This window comes from Gemmatimonadaceae bacterium (assembly GCA_036003045.1).
Lineage (GTDB): Bacteria > Gemmatimonadota > Gemmatimonadetes > Gemmatimonadales > Gemmatimonadaceae > JAQBQB01.
This window is the reverse complement of the sequence record DASYSS010000085.1, coordinates 181,350-205,418: the sequence shown is the minus strand read 5'-3', so window position 1 is coordinate 205,418 and position 24,069 is coordinate 181,350. Positions and strand designations below refer to the sequence as shown.

Annotated in this window: 23 protein-coding genes; 14 read left to right on the top strand and 9 right to left on the bottom strand. The window is 65.4% G+C overall.

Features of this window, described 5'->3' with window-relative positions; translation table 11 throughout:
* The first annotated feature begins 221 nt into the window (after positions 1-221).
* The 10 genes from VGQ44_19310 (at position 222) to VGQ44_19265 (ending at position 10,730) form a co-directional block, all read left to right on the top strand.
* Entirely contained in the window at positions 222-758 is a 537-nt protein-coding gene (locus VGQ44_19310; protein ID HEV8448993.1) for an energy transducer TonB, read from the top strand.
* A gap of 376 nt (positions 759-1,134) precedes the next feature.
* Complete coding sequence (locus VGQ44_19305; protein HEV8448992.1) at positions 1,135-2,124, top strand: SPFH domain-containing protein; 990 nt, start codon at positions 1,135-1,137, stop codon at positions 2,122-2,124.
* Positions 2,103-2,492: an S-adenosylmethionine decarboxylase gene (locus VGQ44_19300; protein HEV8448991.1), complete on the top strand. Its 390-nt coding sequence runs from the start codon at positions 2,103-2,105 to the stop codon at positions 2,490-2,492. Before VGQ44_19305 ends, VGQ44_19300 begins: the two co-directional genes overlap by 22 nt.
* Positions 2,489-4,432: a DUF4178 domain-containing protein gene (locus VGQ44_19295; GenBank protein ID HEV8448990.1), complete on the top strand. Its 1,944-nt coding sequence runs from the start codon at positions 2,489-2,491 to the stop codon at positions 4,430-4,432. Before VGQ44_19300 ends, VGQ44_19295 begins: the two co-directional genes overlap by 4 nt.
* A gap of 5 nt (positions 4,433-4,437) precedes the next feature.
* Positions 4,438-4,626, top strand: a complete 189-nt coding sequence (locus VGQ44_19290) for a hypothetical protein (GenBank protein ID HEV8448989.1) — start codon at positions 4,438-4,440, stop codon at positions 4,624-4,626.
* 1 nt (position 4,627) lies between these two features.
* Positions 4,628-4,846, top strand: a complete 219-nt coding sequence (locus VGQ44_19285) for a DUF350 domain-containing protein (protein ID HEV8448988.1) — start codon at positions 4,628-4,630, stop codon at positions 4,844-4,846.
* The gene (locus VGQ44_19280) at positions 4,843-6,339 is read left to right on the top strand and encodes a polyamine aminopropyltransferase (GenBank protein ID HEV8448987.1); all 1,497 of its coding nucleotides are present in this window, start codon (positions 4,843-4,845) and stop codon (positions 6,337-6,339) included. The genes VGQ44_19285 and VGQ44_19280 overlap by 4 nt, the downstream gene beginning before the upstream one ends.
* Before the next feature lie 4 nt (positions 6,340-6,343).
* Positions 6,344-7,882 carry an NAD(P)-binding protein gene (locus VGQ44_19275; protein HEV8448986.1) on the top strand — a complete coding sequence of 513 codons (1,539 nt, stop codon included), beginning with the start codon at positions 6,344-6,346 and terminating at the stop codon, positions 7,880-7,882.
* 362 nt (positions 7,883-8,244) lie between these two features.
* Entirely contained in the window at positions 8,245-8,865 is a 621-nt protein-coding gene (locus VGQ44_19270; GenBank protein HEV8448985.1) for a hypothetical protein, read from the top strand.
* A complete protein-coding gene (locus tag VGQ44_19265; GenBank protein ID HEV8448984.1) occupies positions 8,865-10,730 on the top strand; it encodes an Ig-like domain-containing protein in 1,866 nt (621 codons plus the stop codon). Before VGQ44_19270 ends, VGQ44_19265 begins: the two co-directional genes overlap by 1 nt.
* Positions 10,731-10,923: 193 nt before the next feature.
* On the opposite strand, the gene VGQ44_19260 is transcribed toward VGQ44_19265, so the two are convergent.
* The 6 genes from VGQ44_19260 to VGQ44_19235 all read right to left on the bottom strand — a co-directional run bounded on the left by VGQ44_19260 (position 10,924) and on the right by VGQ44_19235 (position 16,839).
* Positions 10,924-12,390 (bottom strand): APC family permease, encoded by a 1,467-nt coding sequence (locus VGQ44_19260; GenBank protein HEV8448983.1) that lies wholly within the window; start codon positions 12,388-12,390, stop codon positions 10,924-10,926.
* The gene (locus VGQ44_19255) at positions 12,387-13,802 is read right to left on the bottom strand and encodes a dipeptidase (GenBank protein ID HEV8448982.1); all 1,416 of its coding nucleotides are present in this window, start codon (positions 13,800-13,802) and stop codon (positions 12,387-12,389) included. Before VGQ44_19255 ends, VGQ44_19260 begins: the two co-directional genes overlap by 4 nt.
* Positions 13,802-14,569, bottom strand: coding sequence for an SDR family NAD(P)-dependent oxidoreductase (locus VGQ44_19250; protein ID HEV8448981.1), 768 nt, complete (start codon positions 14,567-14,569; stop codon positions 13,802-13,804). The genes VGQ44_19255 and VGQ44_19250 overlap by 1 nt, the downstream gene beginning before the upstream one ends.
* Complete coding sequence (locus VGQ44_19245; GenBank protein HEV8448980.1) at positions 14,569-15,591, bottom strand: 2-dehydropantoate 2-reductase; 1,023 nt, start codon at positions 15,589-15,591, stop codon at positions 14,569-14,571. Before VGQ44_19245 ends, VGQ44_19250 begins: the two co-directional genes overlap by 1 nt.
* A 9-nt stretch (positions 15,592-15,600) precedes the next feature.
* A complete protein-coding gene (locus VGQ44_19240; GenBank protein ID HEV8448979.1) occupies positions 15,601-16,308 on the bottom strand; it encodes a creatininase family protein in 708 nt (235 codons plus the stop codon).
* 162 nt (positions 16,309-16,470) lie between these two features.
* A complete protein-coding gene (locus VGQ44_19235; protein HEV8448978.1) occupies positions 16,471-16,839 on the bottom strand; it encodes a four helix bundle protein in 369 nt (122 codons plus the stop codon).
* 188 nt (positions 16,840-17,027) lie between these two features.
* On the opposite strand from VGQ44_19235, the gene VGQ44_19230 reads away from it, so the two are divergent.
* Genes VGQ44_19230 through VGQ44_19220 form a run of 3 tightly spaced genes read left to right on the top strand, consistent with a single transcriptional unit; the run spans position 17,028 to position 20,615 of the window.
* A complete protein-coding gene (locus VGQ44_19230) occupies positions 17,028-19,097 on the top strand; it encodes a CocE/NonD family hydrolase (GenBank protein ID HEV8448977.1) in 2,070 nt (689 codons plus the stop codon).
* On the top strand, positions 19,094-20,464 hold the full coding sequence (locus tag VGQ44_19225) for an OFA family MFS transporter (protein HEV8448976.1): 1,371 nt from the start codon (positions 19,094-19,096) through the stop codon (positions 20,462-20,464). The genes VGQ44_19230 and VGQ44_19225 overlap by 4 nt, the downstream gene beginning before the upstream one ends.
* A 13-nt stretch (positions 20,465-20,477) precedes the next feature.
* Positions 20,478-20,615 carry a hypothetical protein gene (locus tag VGQ44_19220; GenBank protein HEV8448975.1) on the top strand — a complete coding sequence of 46 codons (138 nt, stop codon included), beginning with the start codon at positions 20,478-20,480 and terminating at the stop codon, positions 20,613-20,615.
* 284 nt (positions 20,616-20,899) lie between these two features.
* Here the strand turns inward: VGQ44_19220 and VGQ44_19215 are convergent, their stop codons facing one another.
* Positions 20,900-22,129, bottom strand: a complete 1,230-nt coding sequence (locus VGQ44_19215; protein ID HEV8448974.1) for a serpin family protein — start codon at positions 22,127-22,129, stop codon at positions 20,900-20,902.
* A gap of 151 nt (positions 22,130-22,280) precedes the next feature.
* Between VGQ44_19215 and VGQ44_19210 the strand changes: the two genes are divergently transcribed.
* Positions 22,281-22,958, top strand: a complete 678-nt coding sequence (locus VGQ44_19210) for a hypothetical protein (GenBank protein HEV8448973.1) — start codon at positions 22,281-22,283, stop codon at positions 22,956-22,958.
* 18 nt (positions 22,959-22,976) lie between these two features.
* Here VGQ44_19210 and VGQ44_19205 read toward each other — a convergent pair whose 3' ends face one another.
* Positions 22,977-23,432 (bottom strand): TfoX/Sxy family protein, encoded by a 456-nt coding sequence (locus tag VGQ44_19205; GenBank protein HEV8448972.1) that lies wholly within the window; start codon positions 23,430-23,432, stop codon positions 22,977-22,979.
* A gap of 6 nt (positions 23,433-23,438) precedes the next feature.
* The gene (locus VGQ44_19200; GenBank protein ID HEV8448971.1) at positions 23,439-24,008 is read right to left on the bottom strand and encodes a DinB family protein; all 570 of its coding nucleotides are present in this window, start codon (positions 24,006-24,008) and stop codon (positions 23,439-23,441) included.
* Positions 24,009-24,069: the final 61 nt, after the last annotated feature.

Here is a 24,069-nt window from a genome sequence, read left to right as displayed (position 1 = left end):
AGCACCTGGTCGGCAGCGCCCTCGCTCACGGCGCTGTGATCGCCGCCGTGATCCTGACTGCCCGCGGGGCGAGTCCGAACTCGCATGGATGGCAGTCGCCCCGAGAGAGTACGCCCGTGGTCCACTTGCAGTACCTCACATTGACCCCGGCGGATGTGGCGACGCCGGCAAAACCCGCGAACACATCCGAACGACGGACGACGCCCGCGCGAAGGAGTTCGGTGAGCGAGCGCCACGGCACGCCGTCGCGGCTCGTCTCTTTCAAGGAGTCGCTGGGCGCCATCACGGATCGCCTCGCCGAAATCCGTCCCGCGATCGACGCCGCCGACGTCGTCAACAAGCCCGACACCGACAATTCCCGATGGACCGCCGTAGCCGATTCCGAGTTCAGCAAGGGGCCGTCGCGACTGAGCGACGCCGTCCCGACGATGGTCGCGCAGGTCAAGAACGGGATCTACACGCCGGACCTCGTCGACGAGCAGGTGGCTCCACGTCCCGGCAACCCGAAGCCGAGATACCCTGAGTCCCTTCGCGCGGCGGGCGTCGAGGGCGACGTCAACGTGCAGTTCGTCGTCGACACGACGGGCCGAGTCGACGAGCCGAGCATCAAGTTCTCGAGCCACATCCACGAGTTGTTCATGGATGCGATCCGCGTGTCGTTGCGGAGAGCCCGATTCTTCCCGGCCCGACTCGCCGGCACCGTCGTGCCCCAGCTCGTGCAACAGGAGTTCCGCTTCGAGTTGCGCGAACGGCCTTAGACGGGGTGGGTGCGGGGGAAGGTGTGCGGAGACGTGGAACGAGTGCGGCGGCGGTGTACGGAGACCTGGAACGAGAGAGAGGATTGTGTGCGGAGGCTGGGCCGTTCTCCGCACTCCGCCTCCTTACGCGTTCCAGGTCTCCGCACGCCGTCTCCTCACACGCTTCAGGTCTCCGCACGCCGTCTCCTCACACCCATCCTGAATCCCATCCTCGATAGCCTACGTAGGGATTCCCGATACCAGGCGAAGCGCATCGGCGTTCTGCCGTAGCCGCGCGAGCGCCACCTGGTTTTGTCGACGGCGGTGCGCGCTGGCTTTCGCGCGCCCGGGCCACCGACTATATCCAATCCATCAGCGCGGACACTCGGAGCTGCCCATGTCGCTCGGAAGTTTCCTCAAGAAACAGTTCATCGACGTCATCGCGTGGACTGAAGAGGGCGCCGGCATTCTGCAGTATCGCTTCCCGATGCAGGACATGGAGATTCAGAACGGCGCACAGCTCACCGTGCGCGAGTCGCAGGCGGCGGTGTTCGTGAACGAGGGCGTGTTCGCCGACATCTTCTCGCCCGGCCTCTACACGCTCAACACGAAGACGCTGCCGCTCCTGACCAACCTGCGAAACTGGGACAAGCTCTTCAAGTCTCCGTTCAAGTCCGACGTCTACTTCTACTCGACGCGGCAGCAGACCGGCCAGCGGTGGGGCACGCCGATGCCCGTCACGATCCGCGACAAGGAATTCGGCGCGGTCCGGCTCCGCGCCAACGGCATCTATTCCTACCACCTGACCGATCCCGCCGTTTTTCATCAGAAGGTCGCGGCGACGCAGGGACAGTACACGACCGACGAGCTCGAGCCGCACCTCCGCAACGTGATCGTCGGCAAGGTGTCCGACGCGTTCGGCCAGAGCGGCGTCGCGTTCCTCGACATGGCGGCGAACATCGACGAGCTGTCGACGGCGATGCGCGCGCAGGTCGGGCCACTCTTCGCGGACTTCGGCCTTGCGCTCGACACCTTCCAGGTCGAGAGTCTGTCGCTGCCGGACGAACTGCAGAAGATGCTCGACCAGCGCATCGGCATGAACATGGTCGGCGACATGCGCCAGTACTCGCAGTTCCAGGCCGCCCAGTCGATGCCGATCGCCGCGGCCAATCCTGGCGGCGGCGCCGGTGTCGGCGTCGGGTTGGGGGCCGGGTTGGCGATGGGGAAGGCGATGGCCGACGCGATCTCCGGGGGGGGCGCCAGCGCGCCGAGCGCGCCGAACGGCGGCGCAACGCCATCCGCCGAGACAAAATTCTGTGGCGAGTGCGGCAAGCCGATCGCGCGGAGCTCGAAGTTCTGCTCCGAGTGCGGCGCAAAACAGGCGTGAGCGGCGTCGAGTGGGTCATCGACGCGCGTGGCTGTGATCCATCGAAGCTGACCGACCTGGCTTCGTTGAAGGAGTTGGTCGACGGCATCGTCGACGACTTGTCGCTCAACGTCGTCGGCGAGCCGCTCTGGCACACATTCCCGGGCGCGGGGGGCGTCACGGGGCTGTGCCTTCTCTCCGAGTCGCACCTCGCGATCCACACGTTTCCCGAGCACGCGTCGCTCTGCCTGAACGTGTTCTGCTGCCGCCCACGCGGCGAATGGGACGTCGAGGCTCGGCTTCGACGGCACGTGGTCGCGAGCGACGTGGACATCACGAAGATCCAACGCACCTACGCCGAGCTGACTGACCCCGTCCCCCTCCCGTGACCGGTCGAACTGCCGTCTGCCCGAACTGCGGCGCCGAGATCACGTTTCGCTGGTCCGGCGCCGTACAGACGACGTGCCCCGCGTGCCACTCGGTCCTGGTCCGCCACGACGTGGACCTCGAGCGAGTCGGCGCCGTCGGCGACGTGCCACTCTCCATGTCGCGCATCCAGCTCGGCACCGAGGGGTCGTACAAGGGCAAGCCGTTCGTCGCCGTCGGACGCATCGTCTACGAGTACGAGCGCGGGCATTGGAGCGAGTGGCACATCCGCTTCGGCGACGCGACGAGCGCCTGGCTCAGCGACGCGCAGACGGAATACGCGATCACGACGCAAGTCGAAAATCCCGGAACGCTGCCGGCGGCCGGAACGTGCAAGCCGGGCCAGCAGCTTACGCTTCCCGGCGGCTCGTACAGCGTCGCGGTGATCACGCACGCCCTCTACTCCGGCGTCGAAGGCGAGCTTCCGTTCGAGTACTGGGACAAACTGCAGGTCGAGTTCGTGGATCTCAAAGGATCCGGCGATCGGTTCGCGACGATCGACTACAGCGACGCCGCGCCGGTCCTCTACACAGGCGAATACGTCACGTTCGAGAGCCTGCGGCTCAAGAACCTTCGCGACCCGGCAGCCGACGAGGGTCCGCAGATTGCGGGCGTCAAAGGGCTCAACTGTCCGCAATGCGGCGCGGCGATCGAGATCAGGAGCGGCCACCTCGCGCAGACGGTTGCGTGCCCGTCGTGTACGGCGATCCTCGACGCGCGCGATCCTAATCTCGCGGTATTGGAAAAAGCGCAGGACCGGCTGAATCGCGCGACGCCGGCCATCCCGCTCGGCACATCCGGCGTACTCGGAAACGAGCGCTGGCAGGCGATCGGGTTTCAGCTGCGCGGCGTCGTCGTCGAAGGAGTCACCTACTCCTGGCGCGAGTACTTGCTCTGGAACGCCGAGCACGGCTTTCGCTATCTCACGGAATACGACGGGCACTGGAACGACGTCGTCGTGCTCAAGGGGGCGCCGAAAGAGACGCTGATCGACGGCCGACGACAGGCCGAATACGACGGAACGGTCTTCAAGCATTTCCAGTCCGCGAACGCCGAGACCCTCTTCGTGCTCGGCGAGTTCCCGTGGGAAGCACGCACGGGAGACAAAGTCGAGGACGCGGACTTCGTCGCGCCGCCCTACATGCTCTCGTCCGAGCGAACGTCCGACGAAGTCACGTGGTCGCTCGGGACGTACACGCCGCCGGAGAAAATCGCGCAGGCGTTCAAGCTTCCACCTCTTCCGACGCCGCGCGGCGTCTTCGCCAATCAGCCCAATCCACGGTCGGGCGCCGCGGGCGCGCTCAAAGGAACGTTCTTCTTGCTGGCCGCGGTGTTGCTCGTGCTCGCGGTTGCCCGCTTCATGACCGCGCGCAACGAGTCGGTGTTCACGCAGTCGTATGAGTACGGTGGAAGCGGGGACACCGCGGCGTACGTGACGCCCGTGTTCACGCTTGGCGGCCACACGTCGAACGTCGAGTTGGACATTCGCACGAGCCTCTCGAATGCGTGGGCGTACTACAACCTCGCGTTGCTGGACGAGAACGGCGGTCCGGGCTTCGACTTCGGGCGAGAAGTGTCGTACTACTTCGGCGTCGACGACGGCGAGGCATGGCACGAAGGATCCGCGGAGGACAAGGTGGTCCTGCCGTCGGTGCCGCCCGGGCGCTACTACCTTCGCGTCGCGCTGGACCGCGACGCCGGCGCGGGGCCGTTTTCGTACACGCTGGCCGTGAAACGCGACGTGCCGCGTATTTGGCCATTCCTCGCCGCGTTGGCGTTGCTCGCCGTGCCGGTGCTGTTCTCGGCGTTCGGTTCCGTGAACTTCGAGTACAATCGTTGGCGCGAGAGCGATCACCCGTGGGTAACCACGTCGTCCGACTCGGACGACGACGACGACCAGTGACGACGATGAACAAGACCTTCTATCTCATCCTCGGTGTGATAGTCCTCGCGACGACGGCGGCGGCTGAATGGCGAGGGTGGGGAATGACCAGCGTGACCGAGGTCAAAGACGTCCCGCGCACCGTGCGCAACAACCCGGGCTCCTATCGCCCGCACTACATGTTCCTGGGGTCCTCCTTCCGGCGGGGAAAATGACATGACCGTCTTCGACAATCTGGGTTCCAACTTCATCGCGGCCGTCGTCTTCGCATTGCTCGGGGTCATCCTGTTCGTGGTCGGCTTCATGATCTTCGACAAGATCACTCCAGGCAGCCTGTGGAAGGAGCTGCTCGAAGATCAGAATACGGCGTTGGGCGTTCTCATGGCCGGTGTGGCGATCGCCATCGCCATCATCATCGCCGCGGCGATTCATTGACCGTCGCGCTGTTCCTGTCGGTCCTGTTGATCGCGGCGTGCGGGCTCGTCTACGAGCTCGTCGCCAGCGCCCTCGCCAGCTACTTGCTCGGCGACAGCGTCTTCCAGTTCTCGACGGTGATCGGGACGTACCTGTTCGCGATGGGCATCGGGAGCTGGATGTCGCGCTACATTGGCCGCGGTCTGGTCGCGCGGTTCGTGACGATCGAGCTGATGGTCGGCGTGATCGGCGGATTCTCGTCGATGCTGTTGTTCCTCGCGTTCGCGTACACGTCGGCGTTTCGCCTGGCGCTCTACGCGATCGTCGTCGTCGTCGGTGTGCTGGTCGGCCTCGAGGTGCCGCTGTTGATGCGGATCCTTCGCGACCGGTTCGACTTCAAGGACGTCATCGCCAACGTCCTCACGTTCGACTACCTCGGCGCGCTCGGCGCGTCGCTGGCGTTTCCGATCCTCCTCGTGCCGCATCTGGGGCTCGTCCGGTCGGCGATCCTGTTCGGCATCGTGAACGCGGCGATCGCGCTCTGGTCGACCTTCCTCTTCGCGAAGATTCTGCCGACGCGCCGAGCGTTGAGGGCGGCGTCGGTAGCGGTCCTGGCGTTGCTGACGGCGGGGATGGCGGCCGCGGGCAAGATCACCGACGAAGCCGAAGGGAACATCTATTCCGATGACGTCATCTTCGCGCGAGATACACGATATCAGCGGATCGTGTTGACGGCGTGGAAGGACGACCTCCGCCTCTTTCTCAACTCGCACCTCCAGTTCAGCTCGCGCGACGAATACCGCTATCACGAAGCATTGGTACACCCGGGATTGTCCGCGCTGCCGGGAGCGAGACACGTGCTGGTGCTCGGCGGCGGCGACGGTCTGGCGGTCCGCGAGATCCTCCGACATCCGAACGTCGAGCAGGTCACGCTGGTAGACCTCGATCCGGCGATGACGAAGCTGTTTTCGACGCATCCGCTGCTGACGAAGCTGAACGACAGCTCGTTCTTGTCACCGAAAGTGCACGTCATCAACGCCGACGCGTTTGTGTGGCTCGACGAAAACAGTCAGGCGTTCGATTTCGCGGTCGTCGATTTTCCCGACCCCGACAACTACAGCATCGGCAAGCTGTACACCACGGCGTTCTATCGCCTGCTCGCGCGACACATCACCCCGGGCGGGTCCTTCGTCGTGCAGAGCACGTCGCCCCTCTTCGCGCGGCAATCGTTCTGGTCGATCGTCGAGACGCTCAGGTCGGCGGGGCTGAAGACCTACCCGTACCACGTCTACGTGCCGTCGTTCGGCGAGTGGGGGTTCGTGCTCGCCTCGCACGATGCGTACACGCCGCCGAGCGAGTTGCCGAACGGGCTGCGCTTCCTGACGGCCGCCGCGGTGAACGAAGCATTTCAGTTTCCGCGCGACATGGCGCCCGTCCCCGCGCGCGCGAACCATCTGAACGATCAGATGCTCGTGCGGTATTACGGCGAAGAGTTCGACAAGATCAACCGGTAGCGTCGTGAAGCGGCGTGCGTTTCTGGGCGCGTTGACGGCTCCACTGGTCGGAGTGCCGTTGCTCGCGCCCGCCCTCATCGGGTTGACGCGAAAATCGCCGCGAACGATCGCCGGTGGATTCGTGGACGACGGCGGCGCGTTCGGTCACCGGCTGCGCGACGGGACGATGCCGGTTTCGCGCGCGCCCGAATCTCGCATCCCAATCGTGATCGTCGGGGGGGGAATCGCGGGATTGAGCGCCGGCTGGGAGCTGCGGCGCAGCGGCATGACCGATTTCGTGATCCTCGAGCTCGAATCGGTGGCCGGCGGCAACGCGCGCTCCGGCCAGAACGACGTCTCGGCGTACCCGTGGGCGGCGCACTACGTGCCGGTGCCCGGCGTCAAGTCATCGCTCGTGCGCGAGCTGTTCGAGGAGCTCGACGTACTGCGCGACGGCGCGTGGGAGGAGCGATATCTGTGCTTCTCGCCGCAAGAGCGTCTCTTCGCGCACGGCGAGTGGCACGACGGCATCGAGCCCGATTTCGCGCTCGACGCCACGGGTCGCGCCGCGTTCAGCCGCTTCGACGAGCTGATCGCCGCCCATCGGGCGAGCGGTGAATTCACGATCCCGATGGCCGACGGTGTGCGGCGCGATTCTCCGTTGGATCGTGTGTCGATGGCGGAGTGGCTCGCGCAGCATCAGCTCGACACGCCGGCGATGCGCTGGTTCATCGACTATGCGTGCCGCGACGACTACGGCGCGCTGGCGAGGGACACGTCGGCGTGGGCGGGCATCCACTACTTCGCCTCGCGCCCGCACGACGAGCAGGGACCGCTCACGTGGCCTGAGGGAAACGGCTGGATCGCGAAGCGCTTGATCGCGATGCTGGCGGACCACATTCGGCCCGCCGAGCCGGCGGCACGAATCGAGCGAGCCGGCGCGCGTTGGCGAGTCATCTCGACAAAGGGGACGTATCTCGCCGCGTCGGTGATCTTCGCGGCGCCGTCGTTCTTGCTGCCGCACGTCGTTCCGGAGCTCGCGCCGCGGCGGGTGCCGCTCGTCTACTCTCCTTGGCTGACGGCGAACCTTACGCTCGACCGTTTGCCGCGGGAGCGCGGCCGCGGTGCGCCGCTGTCGTGGGACAACGTGATCTACGATTCGCCGTCGCTCGGCTACGTCGATGCGACGCATCAGTCGCTGCGCACGCATTCGGAGCGCGCGGTGTGGACCTACTACTGGTCGCTGGCGAATCGCACGCCGGCGGACGGGCGGCGCGATCTGCTCGCGCTCACTTGGCCCGACTGCGTCGATCGCATCGTCGCCGATCTGGAACGAGCACACCCCGACATTCGCGAGTGCGTGTCGCGGATCGACGTGATGCGGCTCGGACACGCGATGGTACGGCCGTCCGTTGGTTTCTTGGCCTCGACCGCCGCCGTGGCGCGGTCGCTACCGCCGGGACTTCATCTCGCGCACTCGGACTTGAGCGGCTTGTCGCTGTTCGAGGAGGCGCAGTTCCGTGGCGTGATCGCCGCGCGCGCCGTTCTGGGGAGGGGGCGGTAACGGTCAGCGGCCGCTTTTTCTCGCCCGGCGCGTTCTTAGGTGGGGCGGAGAGGAATTCAACGCAGACGACCCGGATTTTGAACCGCGATCCCGCAGATTGTCATTCTTGTCAACTGCGGGATTGTCATTCCGGTCTGCGTCGTCTGCGTTGAGGTTTTTGCGTTGTCGGTAGTGACGCGCTTTCACGGTGTCCGGTTAAGCCCACGACCTGTTGCATCGCCTCAGAGATGGGCGGTCCCATTCTGCGGCGACCCTCTCGCGTTTTTGTCGGCGGCATCATATATATGGACTACAATTGAAGCTTGCGGTTGCAACGCCGCCGATGGCGACCGTGAGTCCAGCCTAACGTTTTTCTCACTCACATGTCTCGCCTCTCTCGGAACGCTGCCCGCGCCTCGGTGGTGGTCGCAAGCTTGGCCTGCGCCTCTCCCACTTTTGCGCAGCGTTCTACCTCCACCAGCCCGACGTTCAACCACGGCGTCGTCCTCGGCGGCGAGTGGTTGCAGGCCAACGCGCTCCCTCTCAACCGGAATGCGTTGGGCAGTATGTCCGCCGACGTGTCGCTGCGCCGTCCGCACTGGGCAGTCGACGCCGGGTATCTGCGGATCGCGCGCGACCTGAGCACGGTGCAGGGCGGGTTTGTTTCGGCTGGTTTGCCACTGGCATGGGGACGTCTCCTCGCCATTCCGTCGATCGGCGCGTTCGGCGGACAGGCACAGCGCTCCGTCGACTCGACCGGCTACGACTTCATCGGCACGAACGGCGTCGTCGGCCACGTGCCGAGGTACAGCTTTTCGTCGTCCGGCTCGTTCGGCGGCGGTGTCGGACTCACGCTCGAGGTGCCGCTTTATCGCGTGATCGCGATCCGCGCGAGCGCTTCGGAGTGGTACTTCAGCGGCGCGACGCTCGAGGACGATCGGTCGCGCGGTCTGATCGGTGTCGGGCTATCGATCCGCGTGCCTCGCGTCGGAGGGGTCCGCTGATGCGACGAGCCCTCCCGTTCCTTTGCGCCGGATTGATCGTCGCTTCCGCCTGCGACGAAAATCTTCCCAACGGCCCGCAGACCTTCGGAGCGCAGCTGCGCATCGACGTCTCGCACGACACACTCGTCGTCGGCGACTCGAGCGTCGCGGCCGCGCAGGCTCTCGACGCCTCCGGACATCAAATCCAATCGTTGACGTTCAATTGGACCTCGGCCGACAACAGCGTCGTCGCGTTCGCGTCGCCTGGAACCTCCGACACGTCGAGCGGTCGCATTCGAAGGCTCGTTGGCCAGAAGGTCGGACGCTCGGCAGTGACGATCGCGCTTCCCGATCCCCGGTTCGTCACCACGCCGGCCTCGCGCAACGAGACCGTCGTCGTGGGCGGCGTCCGCGTCCTCACGACGCACGATTCGACCTTGAGCGCGGTCAATGACACGGGCGTCGCGATTGCGGCCGGTCTCGTGCGAGTGAACGGCGCGTTGGTACCCAAAGGCGGCCAAGGCGTGCGCTGGGTCCACGTGGGTTCGCACACGGCGACCGTCACCAACGGCGACACCCTTCGTTACATCGCCAAGTCGAACGGCCCCGACACGCTCATCGCCACGTCGGATTTCTGTCTGGCCGGGGCCAAATGCGCGGACACGGTCGTCGCGCGCGTCGCCCAAGTGCTCACCCTCACGCTCTCCACGCGGCAATTGCGCTCGTGGAGCTTCAGCGATTCGCTGGCGCCGAACGTCACGCTGGCCGATCGCCGCGGCAACGGACTCGCCGGAACGACGATCCGCTTCGTACCGCTCACCGCCGCCGATTCGGTGATCGTGCACGTCGGCGTGACCGTGGGCACCAGCAACCCGGCGACCGGCGCGATGGCGACGCCGCGGCTCATCTCCTCCGGAAATGGCACGGCGACCGTGGCCGTTCAGGGCATCGCGCCGGACGGATCCACGATCGTCGCGAGCGACGCGGTGACGGACATCGTGCGGCAGGTCGCTCGCTACACGAACGTCGAGGCGCTCCGCGCGGCGATGACAGCCATCGATTCGATTCCGGTGCGGCCCGTCGCCCGCGACGCGCGCGGTGCGGTGATCGCCGACGCGACGGTGTCCGTCGCGTCGAACGTCGGCGTCCTGTTCCACGCACCATGGGCCGGACCCAACGCGACCGTGAACGTCGGTACGGTCGCCGTGCTGACGCCGGCGATCACCGGCATCACGCTGCCGGATAGCAATCCGCTCGCGCCACAGGTTCCGGTCACGATCAATGAGTCGAACATTACGATCGTGAAGGTCGACACCGTGAAGGCCGGACACACGCTGCTCGGCGTCTCGCTCACCGCCTTCGACTCGACAGGTCTCCCGGCGTCTGGAGCGCCTGTTCGGTTTTCGGCCCCCGCTGGTCTCATACCGGCCACGGTCGTGACGGACATCAACGGCCAGGCGAGCACCACGTGGACGCCGCCCGACAGCGCGGCGACCTACACGCTGACCGCCGTTCCGACGACGCCGCTGGTGAACCTGGCCGATTCCACGGGGCGCATCATTCTCAGACGCTCGGTGCTGGTGGTCGCCGCCGATCCGGACGTGACCAAGTCGACCGTCGAGATCTCGGCGACGACCATCGCCGCGAACGGTACCGCGACCGTGACGGTCAAGATCCGCGACATCTTCAACAATTTCGTGAAGACCACCGTGCCGGCCGACTTCACCGTCGCGGTGACACGCGGCGCGGTCGGCGCCTTCACGTGCGTCAATGGCGCTTGTACCGCGACCTACACGGCGCCCGCAACCACCGGAGCAGACGGCATCTCCGTCCAGATCGGCGGGATCGACATCAAGTTCAGCCCGTTGGTGTTGACCATCAACTAAGCATCGCCGGCGGAAGGGTCCGCCGGCCGAAACCCTGGTGCACGAGTTGCGCGCGCGGGACCAGACTTCAAGTTGCTCGGCGAAGCCGGGATCGATGCGGGCGTGTAAGGACCCGCCGGCCGTCACCTCACGACCTCGAGGCCAGGTCATCGCCCTCGGCATCTTCTGGCGTCCGTGGAAAGCTGCGCGTTGATCAGGCCTCAGTGACCGCGACGCCAACTGGCTTTCGTCGCGCCGAGACGTAGAGCCCGACGCCGATTGCGTTCGCGACGAGCAGAACGAGCAAGATCTTCAGCGCGAACGTCGTGACGCTCGCCACTTGGATGATCGGGAAGATCGACAGCGCGCAGTAAAGCGCGGTCATGAGCAAACCGGAAAGCGACGTGATCTTGAGCCACATCGACGGCGCGGGTTTGATGCCGCGCAGGCCGATCAGCGGAATCGCGAACATCACCAGGTACGTGAGCGCGTAGAAGATCCCGCCGGCGTTCCAGATGAGTTGGAATGCTTCGGCCTGACCGACACCGATCAAACTGAGCAGGCCGATCACGAACGAGACGACGCCGACGAGCAAGATCGAGTTCACGGGTGTGCGGTACTTGGGATGGAGGCGGCTGAACCACGGCGGCAGGAGGCGATCCCAGCCCGCCACCATCGGCAAGCGCGCGACGGCGGTGAAGCTGACGCTCACTTGCGCGATGCGCATGCCGAGCGTCATCAAGATCGCAATCGTCACGAGCTGCGTGGCGATTCCGAACGGCCCGAACCCGACGCGCAGCACCTGCGCCATCGGGCCGATCAGATCGATCTGGTCGGCCGGGATGTAGGCGATGACGGTGCTCGTGCCGAGTACGAACATCAACGCGACGATCGGCGCGGCGATGACCACCGACCGTCCCACCGAGCGCGCCGGCGACCTGGTCTCACCGGCGAGAATCGCCACGTATTCGAATCCGCCGAGCGCGCCGAATCCGAGCTTGCCGAGGATGTTCAGGTTGAAGAGCGACACGGCCGGCATCTCCGTGCGCAGCGGGTGGTACTCGCGCAAGTGGCCCGTAGCGAGACCGATCAGCGGCAACGCGAGCAGCCCGGCGAACACGATGAGCATGAACACGCCGCCGATGTTGTGCACCCACTTGCCGATCGACAACCCGATCACCGACGCCGCGACCATGAAGGCGAGGATGACCGCGGCCGACACACCGACGAACCAGGAGCTCGAGCGGATCCAGTCCGCGCTCGGCCCGATGGCGTAGGAGAGGTACGTGGTGCACTGCAACCCGATTTCCGACAGACTCATGATCACGTAGAGCCAGAGGTTCCACGCGAGCATGAAGCCGATCATCTCGTTGAACCCGAGCTTCGCCCACTGATAGAGTCCGCCCTCGAGCGGCATCAGCTTGTTCAGGTAGATGACGACCGCCGCCGACGGCAAATAGAACAGCACGAGGGCCAGCGACCAAAGCACGACGTGCGACGGTCCGAGCTTGCCGGCGACGCCGATCCACGTGAGCCCGACGATGAACAGGATCTGCGTCAGAACGAGGTCGCCGACGCCCAGTTCCTTCTTGAGCGCGGCGCTGTGCGCCTCGACCGCGGCCTCGGCCTGCGCGAGCTCGGCGCTCGCCGACCCGATGGTGGACGTTCCGTCGTCGGTCATGCTTGCCTCTCACCTAGAATCGTCCAGTACCGCGCCCACGCCTCGAGTCCCTCGTGCAGCCGATGCACGCGAAAGAACTCGTTCGGCGCGTGGAAGTCCTCGTCCGCCGTCGAGAACGAGAAGAACACGGTGCTCAACCCCATGTGTCGCTGGAACAGCTCGCCGATCGGTACGGTGCCGCCCATGCGGACGCGAAGCGGACGACTACCATATACTGCGTGGAGCGCCCGGTCGGCAGCCTCGAGCGCGAAATGGTCGGGCTCGATGTGTGACGCGCCGGCGCCGTGGTCCATGGCCGAGATCGACAATCGCGTCCCCGGTGGAACGTGCGACTCGAGGTGTCGCCTCACGATCTCGACGATTCGCGACGGATCCTGATCGGGCACCAGACGACACGTGATCTTCGCGTGGGCTTCGCTCGGGATCACGGTCTTCGAACCCGGCCCCTCGTACCCGCCCCACATTCCGTTGACCTCGAGCGTGGGCCGCGTCCACTGCCGCTCGAGGGTCGAATATCCCGGCTCACCAAAGGCGGAAGGCGCGCCGACCTGCGCGAGGTACGTTTGCTCGTCGAAGGGCAGCGCGGCAATCGCCTCGCGCTCGGCTCGCGACAACTCCCGCACATCGTCGTAGAAACCGTCGACGGCGACGCGGCCGTTCGCGTCGTGCAGCGACGCGACGAGTTGCGCCATCGCGTGCAGCGGGTTGGCGACCGCGCCGCCGTGTCGCCCTGAGTGCAAATCCTTCGCTGCCGCCGCGAGCGTCAGCTCGAGGCCCGCGAGACCGCGACTCGACACGGTGAGCGACGGCTCGTCGATGCGCCACATCGCGCCGTCGGCAGAGATCACGAAGTCGGCGGCCAGCAGCTCCTTGTGGTCGCGAATGAACGCATCGAGGCTCGGGCTGCCGATTTCCTCCTCGCCCTCGAACATGAACTTCAGATTGATCGGGAGCGTGCCGTCGGCGGCGAAAAACGCCTCGGCCACCTTGATCGGAATGAGCATCGGCCCCTTGTCGTCGGACACGCCGCGCGCGTAGAGCTTCCCGCCGCGGATCGTCGGCGTGAACGGGGGGCTTTGCCACTTTTCCAGCGGATCCGGCGGCTGCACGTCGTAGTGGCCGTAGACGAGGGCCGTCATTGCGTGAGGCGTGCCGAGCCACTCGCCATACACCACCGGATTGCCGGCCGTCGCGATCGTTCTGACCTTGATCGGTCCCGCGGCCGCGAGCTTCGCGGCCACCCAACCCGTCGCCGCGGCGACGGCAGCCGCGTGCGCGGGATCGGTGCTCACGCTCGGAATCGACGCGAACTCGATCAACTCGTCGAGAATCCGTTCGTGGCTCGATTGCAGCGCCGCGAGTACGGCGGCGAGCCGCGCCGGCGTCGACGGCTCGGTCGAAGCGGCGCTCATCATTTGCCTCCGTCCACCGACAACACCTGCCCCGTGATCCACCCCGCGTAATCCGACGCGAAGAAGAGCACCGCGTGCGCGATGTCGTCCGGTGTCCCGAGCCGTTTGAGCGCGATGCGTTCGACGAGCTCGCGTTGCCCCGCCTCGCCGTACGACTCCCACTGGCGCTCTGTCGTCGGATTCGAGCGAACGAAACCGGGCGCGATGTTGTTCACGGTGATGCCCCACGCGCCGAGCTCGTGCGCCAGCTGGCGAGTCAATCCGATTTGCGCCGCCTTGGCCGCGGCATAGGCCTGAATGCCCGTGAGACTGATGCCGAGTCCCGCGCCGCTCGAGATGTTGACGATTCGCCCGGCGCGTGCCGCTTTCATTCGCGGCGCCGCCGCCTGCGAGCAGTAGAACGCGCCGCTCACGTTGACGTCGAAGATGCTTTGCCACTCGTTCGGCGCGATCTGCTCGAGAGGGCGCCCGATCTGACCGAGGACGCCGCCGGCGTTGTTCACCAGCACGTCGATGCGGCTGGACGCGGCGCCCGCTTCTTCGACGAATCGGTCGACCGCGTCCTTGTCGCGAACGTCGACGACGCGCGTGGAGCACGCGCCGTCATGGCCGCGCGCGAGCCGCTCGGTTTCACGCAGCTCGTCCGCGAGCACGTCGCAGGCCCACACGTTTCCGCCCCGCCGCGCGAAGGCGAGGCTGATGGCGCGGCCAAATCCGTGAGCCGCGCCGGTCACGACGATCGTCTTGCCGCCAAAATCGAATTCCATCAGCGGAACGCGGGCTGCGCGGTGGTGAGCGCGTCGAGGGTCTCGAGCGACTGAGGCCGCCGTGCGTCCTCGATTTCGTGGATCAACTCGACCAATCGCGCCGTGAGCGGCGTCGCGACGCCGGCCTCATTGCCGAGCGTGACGACGATGCCGAGTTGCGCATCGACTTCGGTGCGCCGCTTGCGCACCGCGAGGTCGCGCCAGATGCCGCTGTGGGTCTTGGCCGACTTCCGGTTGTGCGCGACCAGCGCGTCGAGCGAGGCAGCCGCGGCGTCATCCGAGGCCGATGGCAGGTACGCCGACGGGTCGAATCCGTCGAACGCTTCTGGCGTCACGCCGCGCGCCTGAGCGACTCCCAAAATCTCGCGCGCCAGGGCGACGTAGAGATTCCGATAGCGCGACATCGCCAGCGCGTCGGCGATGGACTCGTTCGTGAGAGCGGTCGCGAAGAGCATCGCGCCATACGCCTCCTTGCCCCACAAATACCCGAAGATGTTCGGCGTGACGATGGCGCGATCGTCGAAGCGCAGCCACGCCTCGTGAATGGCGGAAATTCGGGTAGTGACGCGCCCATCGATCTCGCCGAGCACCACCGCGCCGCGTCCGCCGTAATGAATGACGCCGGGCTCGATGTAGTCCGCGCCGAAGTTCACGAACGAGCCGACGGTGCGCGTCTCGCCGACGATACGCGCGATCGTGAGCTCATTGAGCCCGTTCTGCGCCGAGACCACGCAACCGTCGTCGCTCAAGTGCGGCAGGATCGCTCGCGTCGCCGCCTCAGTATGGTGTGCCTTGGTCGCGAGGACGATCGTGTCCCACGTGCCCGCCAACGTTACCGGCGTGAACGCGGGCACACGCTGCGTGAACTCGGCGATCGGTCCGGTGATCACGATGCCGGCGCTGTCGATCGCCGTAACGTGTTCAGTAACCGTGTCGACGAACGTTACGTCGTGCCCCGCGCGCGCGAGGTAGGCGCCGAGTGTTCCACCGATCGCGCCTGCGCCCCAGACGAGGAATCGCATCAGCGACGCTCAGGCGCTGCCCCAGGATCCGGTGAGAAGCGCGCGCGTCTCCTCGACCGCAATCTGCCACAGCGCGAGCATGTCTGCGTCCGGTCTCTGGTATAGTCCGCCGTAGTTACCGTCGCCGATGTAGCCCCGCATGCTCATCGGGTCGAGCGTCCGCACACGGGCCATGTCGAGCATCGGGCGCTGCATCGCCGGCATCTCCACTCCGGGCAGGCGCGTCCACGGAAAGTTCTCCATCCACGAGCCGTGCGAGGCCACCGGATCGATCTCGAGCACTTTCGCCCAGGTGCGCGGCGCATTCCACCAGTTGTGAAACACCGCTCGGCAATCGGGGTGGCACGCGGTCCACTCGGGAATCCACTGCTGGACCGCCGAATTCCCGCCGTGACCGTTCACGATGAGGATTCGCTTGAATCCGCTGTGGGCCATGCCGTCGAGGATGTCGCGCACGACGTCGAGATGGGTCGACACGCGCAGCGAGATCGAGCCCGGAAACTCGCGAAAGTACGGCGTGACTCCGTACGGCACGACGGGGAAGACCGGGATGCCCAACGGCTCCGCCGCCTCCACCGCGACACGCTCGGGGAGGATGCAGTCGACGGTGAGACGGAGGTGGCTGTGCTGTTCCGTGCTGCCGAGCGGAAGGATGGCGCGATCGTCGTGGTCGAGGTAGCGCTCGACCTGCATCCAGTTCATGTCGCTGATTCGCACGGCGGGTCTGGTAGCGGAGGGGGGAAAAATACGGCACTCCGGGAGACGGCGCGAACGGCTATGGCGGCAGGTGTCGTGCGGTTGTGCGACGATCACGAAAGGGGAGCGAGCCAAGCCTCGAGCAACAGCCGACAGCTGGGAGCTTTGAGCTCCTGCTCGGCGCTAAAGCTCCTCGTCGTCTTCCAAGACTTTTTGGCGATAGGCATAAGTCATCTTGCGGATTTCGACGGTCTCGGCCGAATAGCGAAGCCACTGTTCGCGGGGCATCAATTCCAGGTCGTGGACGCTGATCAAATGGTTTTCGGTCTCGTTGGATGACTTGATCGACATATCGAGAAATCGGGCGAGTTCGCGATTGGAATCCGTCCCGCACCCCTCGGCGATGTTCGTCTTGATGCTATCGGCCGCGCGCATCAACTGGGACCGCAGGTGACCGTAGCCGAGGCGTCCATAGCCAGCCGTGGCCTTATATAGCGCGATCACAAGCGCGTGCGCCCGTCGCCAGATCTCGAGCCGCTTGAAGTCCCGCATGGCTCAGCCTACGGCCGTCACCGACGCGAGCCCTCATCATTTCGTCTCTACCGGCGCCTTTCGACCGCTCAAGGCTCCTGCTCCGGGCTGACGCTCGCGGCTTGGCTCGCATCGTTCGTCGAGATCTCACCCCGGGGCGACTCACCCGGACGCTAGCGCCGGTGCCACACGGCGAGCATTCTCTTCCCATGCCTCGTCTCGCCGCGCTCTCAATCCTGGCTCTCCTGGCCGTCGCCTCGTGCGACCGTCCTTCTTCGCACTCCCTCGTCGGGGAGTGGGATGCCTATTCAGCCCTGGGCTCCACTCCGCTCCCCGGCTTCGAGGGCTGGCGCCGAATGGGCTTCGCGCATTTCGAATCGGACAGCGGTGGTATCGTCGGCGCAATCCGCAGCCGCACCGGCGATCCGATTCTCGACCTCGCCCGGGCCGAAATGCGCGGCGATTCGGTTCTCATCAGCGGCGCGCGAAACTTGACGCTGGCCGCGGCCTGGCACGGCGATACGCTGTCGGGCGTCATGCTCGCGGGCGGAACGCCGAGCGGGCGGCGGTATCGTCTCGTTCGGCGCGCGACGGCGTTCGCCGTCGAGCAATCGTACGCGCTCTGGCCGGGCGCCGTCTCGGATTCGCAGTACGCGGTTACGGAAGACACGCTCGTTTTCATGAAGACGCGCGACGGCGCGAAGCTGGCGAGCTACATCGCGCGTCCGGTTGGGAACGGACCGTTTGGCGTCGTGATGCAGCGAACGCCGTACCGGCGCGTCCTCCATCCCGCGGGAAAGTTCTGGGCCTCGCACGGTTACATTTTCGTCGCGCAGCACGTGCGCGGCCGCGACGTGTCGGACGGCAAGGACTTCGGCGACTACGATACCGACGTGCGCGACGGATACGACGCCGTCGAGTGGGCGGCAAAGCTGCCTGGCGCGAACGGCAAGGTCGGACTCATCGGACACTCCGACGAGGGAAGGCTCGCGTGGTACGCGGCCGTGAGCGCGCCACCTCATCTCGCGGCGTTCGCGCCGTCGGCGGCGAGCGGCGATCCGTGGCGCATCGTACCCTACGAGGACATGGTCTTCTCGCCGATCAACGTCGACTGGGCGTGCCTGATGCGCGCGCGCACGATGCAGAACACGGCCGATCTCGATATCGGGTCGGCGCTCGCGCACCTGCCGCTGATCGACTTGCCGCAGCGCTTGGGATGCGGAGACGTCCCGCTGTGGGATCGTTGGGTCGCGCACCCGTCGCTCGACGCCTATTGGCGCGCGCACGCCGTGACGACGAACATCGCCAAAGTGCGCGCGCCGGTGTTGCAGATCGCGGGATGGTACGACGACTCACGCGGTCCGATCGACTACACGAATGCGCTTCTCGCCGTGCCGAACCATCCCTTCATTCGGCTGGTCATGGGGCCCGGCGCGCACAAGGGCGTCGATTACGTCGCCGGCGAGTTCGGTCCGCAGTCGCGCGTCGACACGCGACAGCTTCAGCTCCGTTGGTTCGACCACTACCTGCTCGGCAAGGACAACGGCGTCGACAAGGAGCCGCCGTTCGACGATTTCGTGTTCGGCGACAACACATGGCGAAAGGAAGCCGCGTGGCCGATCGCGCGCGCCGTGGCGACGAAGTGGTACGTGTCATCGGGCGGCGCCGCGAACACCAGCGCCGGCAACGGCCTACTCGACACGATTCCTCCGACCGGCGCCGCCGGGGACACGTTCACGTACGATCCGGCCAATCCCACTCCGTTCCTGATCGACTCGCGCGAGCTGGAGACCTCGCTCAACGAGGACTACACGTCGCTCAACGCGAGCCGCCGCGACGAGTTGGTATTCACGTCCAAGCCGCTCACCAAGCCGGTCGAAGTGACCGGGCAGATGTCCGCCACGCTCTGGGCGGCCACGGACGCGAAGGACACCGACTGGAACGTGATGCTCCTCGACGTCTTCCCCGACGGACACGCCGAACGCGTGCAGGACGGCCTGATGCGCGCGCGATTCCGAAAGGGGTTCGACAAGGAAGTGCCGCTCTCTCCCGGGAGCGTCGAGCAGTACGATCTCGACCTCTGGTTCACGTCGCGCGTGTTCGAGCCGGGCCACAAGATTCGCGTGACCGTGTCGTCGTCGCTCTTTCCGAAGTACGACCGCAACCTGAACACCGGCGGCAACAACGAGCGCGACAGCACGTTCGTCGTCGCGCACCAGACGCTCGTGCACGACGCGGCACATCCGTCGCATGTTCTCCTGCCCGTGATTCCCCGATGAGCCTGTCTTTTCTCGACCGCGAACACACGATCGCCGGTGAAGGCTACTCGCGCTGGCTGGTCCCGCCCGCCGCGCTGGCGATCCACCTCTCGATCGGACAGGCGTACGCGTTCAGCGTCTTCAATCTTCCGCTGTCGCAACGCATCGGCGTCACCCACTCGGCGCCCGACGATTGGAAGCTGAGCACGATCGGGTGGGTGTTCAGCATCGCGATCGTGTTCCTCGGACTGTCGGCGGCGCTCTTCGGCGCGTGGCTGGAGCGCGTCGGCCCGCGCAAGGCGATGTTCGTCGCGGCTCTGTGCTTCGCGGGCGGATTCGAAGTCGGCGCGCTCGGCATCGCGACGCATCAATTCTGGATCCTCTTGCTCGGCTACGGCGTGCTCGGCGGCATCGGCCTTGGCATCGGGTACATCTCTCCGGTGACGACGCTCATCAAGTGGTTCCCGGACCGGCCGGGCATGGCGACGGGAATGGCGATCATGGGATTCGGCGGCGGGGCGATGATCGCGTCGCCGCTGTCGACGACGCTCATGGCGTACTTCAAGACGGCGTCGGCGCCCGGCGTCGCGTTTACGTTCGTGACGATGGGCATTCTCTACTTCTGCTTCATGATGTTCGGCGTGTTCACCGTTCGCATTCCGCGGCCGGGCTGGCGGCCGGCGGGTTGGACGTCACCGCCGCCACGCGCCATGGTGACGACGGGCAACGTCACCGCGGACCGCGCGATCACGACGCCGCAGTTCTGGCTTCTCTGGCTCGTGCTCTGCATGAACGTCACGGCGGGAATCGGCGTGCTCGGCCAGGCGTCGCCGATGATTCAGGAGATGTTTCCCGGTTCGATTTCCGTGAGCGCGGCGGCCGGCTTCGTCGGCTTGCTGAGCCTCGCCAACATGGGCGGACGCTTCTTCTGGTCGTCGCTTTCGGACGTGATTGGCCGCAAGGCCGTGTACGCGACCTTCTTTTTGCTCGGCGCCGTGCTGTACGCGTTGGTTCCGTCTACCGGCCGCGCCGGCAACGTCGCGCTCTTCGTGATCGGGTACGTCGTGATCATCAGCATGTACGGCGGCGGTTTTGCGACGATCCCCGCGTATCTGCGGGACATGTTCGGCACGATCCAGGTCGGCGCGATTCATGGCCGCCTGCTCACCGCATGGTCGACGGCCGGCGTGCTCGGGCCTGTGCTCGTCAACTACATCCGCGAGTACGAGATCGCCCACGGCGTACCCAAAGCCGGTGCGTACACGACGACGATGTACATCATGGCAGCGCTGCTCGTCGTCGGATTCGTCTGCAACCTGCTCGTGCGCCCGGTTGACGAGCGCCACGTGACCGCCGAATTCGCCGCGGCCAACACCGCCGTGGCCTGACGAGGAGCATTCGATGACCGGTGAATCGGGCCGCGACCAACGCTCGACAGGCCTCGCCCTCAAGCTCGTCGGCGCGTGGACGCTCGTCGGCCTGCCGCTGGCGTGGGGCGTCTGGCAGGTCGTTCACAAGTCGCTCGACCTCTTCAAATAGTAGAAGAGGGGAACAGCCGGCGACGATCTCGTTTGCGAACGCACCTTTTCGTGGCAAAGTCAGTATCTACGATTTGGTACTGCAACGATTTCGCGGAATCTGCGGATTTCGCGGAGCACGACCAAACAACGAAAGAATTCTTGGGGACTGCCTCCGGGGGGCATCGGCCTGCCCGAGGCCGTTCAAAAAAACGTTTGCAGTTCGTTTTTAGTCGTACTCCGCGAAATCCGTGGTCTTTCCGCGAAATCGTTGCCGTGCCGGCAGTTGCCCTTCTCCCACGAGTGTCACGCGGGGATCTTGAGCATCTTGCCCATGAACAGGATCGTACCCGTCTGCCGCTCACGGATCACGAAAATGAATGGATGATCGACGCGGAATTCGCGGAGTGCCGTGAGCTGGACACCGGTAACGGTCGACGCGCCGGCCGTGGTGCCGGTCTCGTCGACGGTGACGAAGGCCTTCTGCTTGACGAAGGAAAGCTTGAGAGCCTGGGTCGACATCCCCGAGAAGTTCGCCGCGTCGCTGAACGCTATGCCCATTCCCAGCGTCGACAGATCGTTCGTCAGCATACGGTCGTAGGCGAGAGTGAACTTGGGCATCGCGAACGCTTCGTCGGTATCGGTCAAACTCGCAATGAGAGCCGCCCACGTGCTCGCGTTCAGCTGCGCGGCGACTGAATCGATGCCTGCCTTCACGTTGAATGGCACGAGCACGATGTCCATCGCGAACGCCCCATTGCCGTACGGCATCTCCGCGATGGCCAAACCCTGAGCCGAACCGACGCGAAACTCGGGTTTCATGTCCTCGGGGCGATTCATGAACGGAACCGTCTGCATGGTGCCGTCGCTCGCCCAGAACGCCGACGGGGCCGTCGATTTGGGATCGAATTGGTACTGCCACGTTCCCTTGAAGTAGATCGCGTTGATGAGGAACATCACCTCATCCGGTTTGATGTCGTCGAGGATCGTCGGGATCTTGCCGGCGGTGTGCGAGCTCACCCAACCGTTGATCGTCGCAAGCGAGCCTGGGACGTCATCGAAATTGAGACCCTGAACCTGCGCGTCGAAATACTTCTTGGTCGTATCGAGGAACGGCTGCTTGAACGCAAACGCATTTCGATACCAAACGGAGTTCGCGATCTGGAACGTGGTCGTGAGATCGAGGCCGCGCAGCAGGCCTATGAGCCCCTGGTATCCCGCGTCGAGCTGACTCACGTCGCCGGAACCGAAACGCAACGCGGTTCGCATGGCGTCAAAGGTCGAGCCGGACGCGCCGTTCATCGCCATGCCGAGCGACATCGATGCGCTCAGAGGCGAGATGAAGACGTTGCTTCCCGGATCAGTCTTTGCGACTTGCTGAAAGAGGGCGAACGAGAAGTCGTTGCCGGAGGTCGCGACTCCCTGTTCGGCGGGATTGAGCGTGAACGAGGGCGGCGGCTTGGGCCCGCTCGCGTCGGAGCAGGCAACGGCGGCCATCCAAGCGGCTATGAGAAGAATTCGACGAGAAAGGGTCATGCGGATCTCCTTGACGGAAGACAGTCGCCTGCTGAACCGGCCCTCCCGAAAAAACGCCACTTCTCATCCCACGAATGTCCCCGTCTGATACCCGAGCGAGCACAAGACGTGCGCAGACCACAGTCCATCCACAAGGTTCAAGGGGGCTGTCGTGTTCGCCAGTCAATATTTCACGCGGTCGTTGGCCGCGCTGCTAGCCGCCTCGATGTGCGGCGTCGCCTGCGGGCGCTCGAACGCTCGATACGATTCGACCGCCGCGTCCGCAGGCGAGGTGTCCGCACCAAACGCCTCGACGATGGTGCGGGGCGTCGTTTCGGACGTCACGTCAAGCTCGCTCGTCATCAAAACCGACACCGGCAGCGTGACGTTGGCGTTGGCAAGTCCGCCGAAGGTCTTCGATCGCGAATCGGGAAGCTTGTCGGACGTCGCCGACAACGCGTTCGTCGGCGTCACCTCGGTCAAGCAGCCCGACGGCAAGGAACAAGCGACCGAGATTCATGTCTTTCCCGAAGATCTGCGCGGACTCGGTGAAGGGAGCCATATGATGGAACCGAGCGCGAGTCCGAGCGGCAGCCGGATGACAAACGGCAGCGTCCAGGCGTCGCGGATGTCCAACGGAACCGTCTCGAGCTCGCACGGCGGAACGCTCGTCGTGACCTACGCCGGCGGAACGCAGACGATCGACGTGCCGCCCAGCACTCCGGTGACGGTGATCAAGGAGACGTCGAAGCAGGCGGCGGTGGGCGATCAGGTGGTCGTCGTCTCGAAGCGCGGAGCCAACGGGGGGGGCGCGCTGACCGCGAGCTCGGTGCTCTTGGTGTCGAAGTAGCTCCGCCGCGAACGGCGCTCAACGCTTCGCTTTGGATTTCTTGGGCAGCGTGTGGACGTAACCGCGTCCGCGCTGGAGCCAACTGTTGAGTTGCGATGGATCGTCGGCGACGCGTGACGGGAGCTCGATGTATTCCTTCATCGCGCGTCCCGGCGACGGCTCGAACGGCCGGCCGCCGACGGTCGCAATTGCGGCCGCGCGATCGGCTTCGGAAAGCCGGACCATGATGCGGTCCTGGAACACGCAAGCGAGCATGTTGCCGTTGAGGAACACCGACGGATAGCCGAACATCGTGCGGTGTTCGAGGCCGGCCAGTCCATCGATCGCGCGCGCGAACGCGTCGAGCGTCTTCGCCGTTGGCTTGCTGAACACCGGCATCTTCCGAACCGCTCGTTTCGGCTCCGCCGCGCGTTTCTTGGCGGTCGGCTTCTTCGAGACGGCCTTCTTTGCTGCCGTTCGCTTGTGCGGAGGCATGCTGGGTTATCGGCGAGACGCCGCCTCGACAGATGTGGTGGGGTCCGCGCCGACCCACTTCTCGTCGCCCGTCGGACCGTAGGTGGCAGGCACCGGCCGGCCGAGCATCCGCAAATAGACCGTGAGTTGCGTGCGGTGATGCGCGGTGTGCAGCACGCGTCGCCAGAACACCCAGACTCGCGAGCGGCGCGCGTCGAAGAAGTCGACCTCGGTGAGCCACCACGGATGCCGTCGCCCCGCGAGGAACTCGAGTCGTGGCGACGCCAGCTCCAGTAGCCGCGCGACGGCCGTCTGCGTCGTCAGTGAATTCGGCAGCACGGACGCGGCGGGTACCTCCGGCAGGCCGAGAAACTCGCCGAAGAATCGCCGCTCGGAGAGCAGTTGGTGCCGCAAAATATCACCGACCGTCGACGCGCCGGCCTGCGGACGGTACGAGAGGTCCTCGTCGCCGAAGCGCGACCAGACCGAGCCGACCTTGTTGGTCTCGCTCGCGTAGGTATCGAGCGCGTGTTGCATGAGTCGCACGCGCGCGCGGGGAATCGCGTGGTCGGGGATCCCTTCAAACGTGTAGTGCATGTCACAGGTGGTGAAAGCTCGAGTGACGCGACGCGACGACTGGCAGTTTACCGGAAGAAGC

Excerpts from the sequence above, each read along its gene's own strand:
- VGQ44_19305 (HEV8448992.1), top strand. The coding sequence starts at position 1,135 with ATGTCGCTCGGAAGTTTCCTCAAGAAACAGTTCATCGACGTCATCGCG.
- VGQ44_19290 (HEV8448989.1), top strand. The coding sequence starts at position 4,438 with ATGAACAAGACCTTCTATCTCATCCTCGGTGTGATAGTCCTCGCGACG.
- VGQ44_19285 (HEV8448988.1), top strand. The coding sequence starts at position 4,628 with ATGACCGTCTTCGACAATCTGGGTTCCAACTTCATCGCGGCCGTCGTC.
- VGQ44_19270 (HEV8448985.1), top strand. The coding sequence starts at position 8,245 with ATGTCTCGCCTCTCTCGGAACGCTGCCCGCGCCTCGGTGGTGGTCGCA.
- VGQ44_19265 (HEV8448984.1), top strand. The coding sequence starts at position 8,865 with ATGCGACGAGCCCTCCCGTTCCTTTGCGCCGGATTGATCGTCGCTTCC.
- VGQ44_19260 (HEV8448983.1), bottom strand. The coding sequence starts at position 12,390 with ATGACCGACGACGGAACGTCCACCATCGGGTCGGCGAGCGCCGAGCTC.
- VGQ44_19255 (HEV8448982.1), bottom strand. The coding sequence starts at position 13,802 with ATGAGCGCCGCTTCGACCGAGCCGTCGACGCCGGCGCGGCTCGCCGCC.
- VGQ44_19250 (HEV8448981.1), bottom strand. The coding sequence starts at position 14,569 with ATGGAATTCGATTTTGGCGGCAAGACGATCGTCGTGACCGGCGCGGCT.
- VGQ44_19245 (HEV8448980.1), bottom strand. The coding sequence starts at position 15,591 with ATGCGATTCCTCGTCTGGGGCGCAGGCGCGATCGGTGGAACACTCGGC.
- VGQ44_19235 (HEV8448978.1), bottom strand. The coding sequence starts at position 16,839 with ATGCGGGACTTCAAGCGGCTCGAGATCTGGCGACGGGCGCACGCGCTT.
- VGQ44_19230 (HEV8448977.1), top strand. The coding sequence starts at position 17,028 with ATGCCTCGTCTCGCCGCGCTCTCAATCCTGGCTCTCCTGGCCGTCGCC.
- VGQ44_19225 (HEV8448976.1), top strand. The coding sequence starts at position 19,094 with ATGAGCCTGTCTTTTCTCGACCGCGAACACACGATCGCCGGTGAAGGC.
- VGQ44_19220 (HEV8448975.1), top strand. The coding sequence starts at position 20,478 with ATGACCGGTGAATCGGGCCGCGACCAACGCTCGACAGGCCTCGCCCTC.
- VGQ44_19215 (HEV8448974.1), bottom strand. The coding sequence starts at position 22,129 with ATGACCCTTTCTCGTCGAATTCTTCTCATAGCCGCTTGGATGGCCGCC.
- VGQ44_19205 (HEV8448972.1), bottom strand. The coding sequence starts at position 23,432 with ATGCCTCCGCACAAGCGAACGGCAGCAAAGAAGGCCGTCTCGAAGAAG.
- VGQ44_19200 (HEV8448971.1), bottom strand. The coding sequence starts at position 24,008 with ATGCACTACACGTTTGAAGGGATCCCCGACCACGCGATTCCCCGCGCG.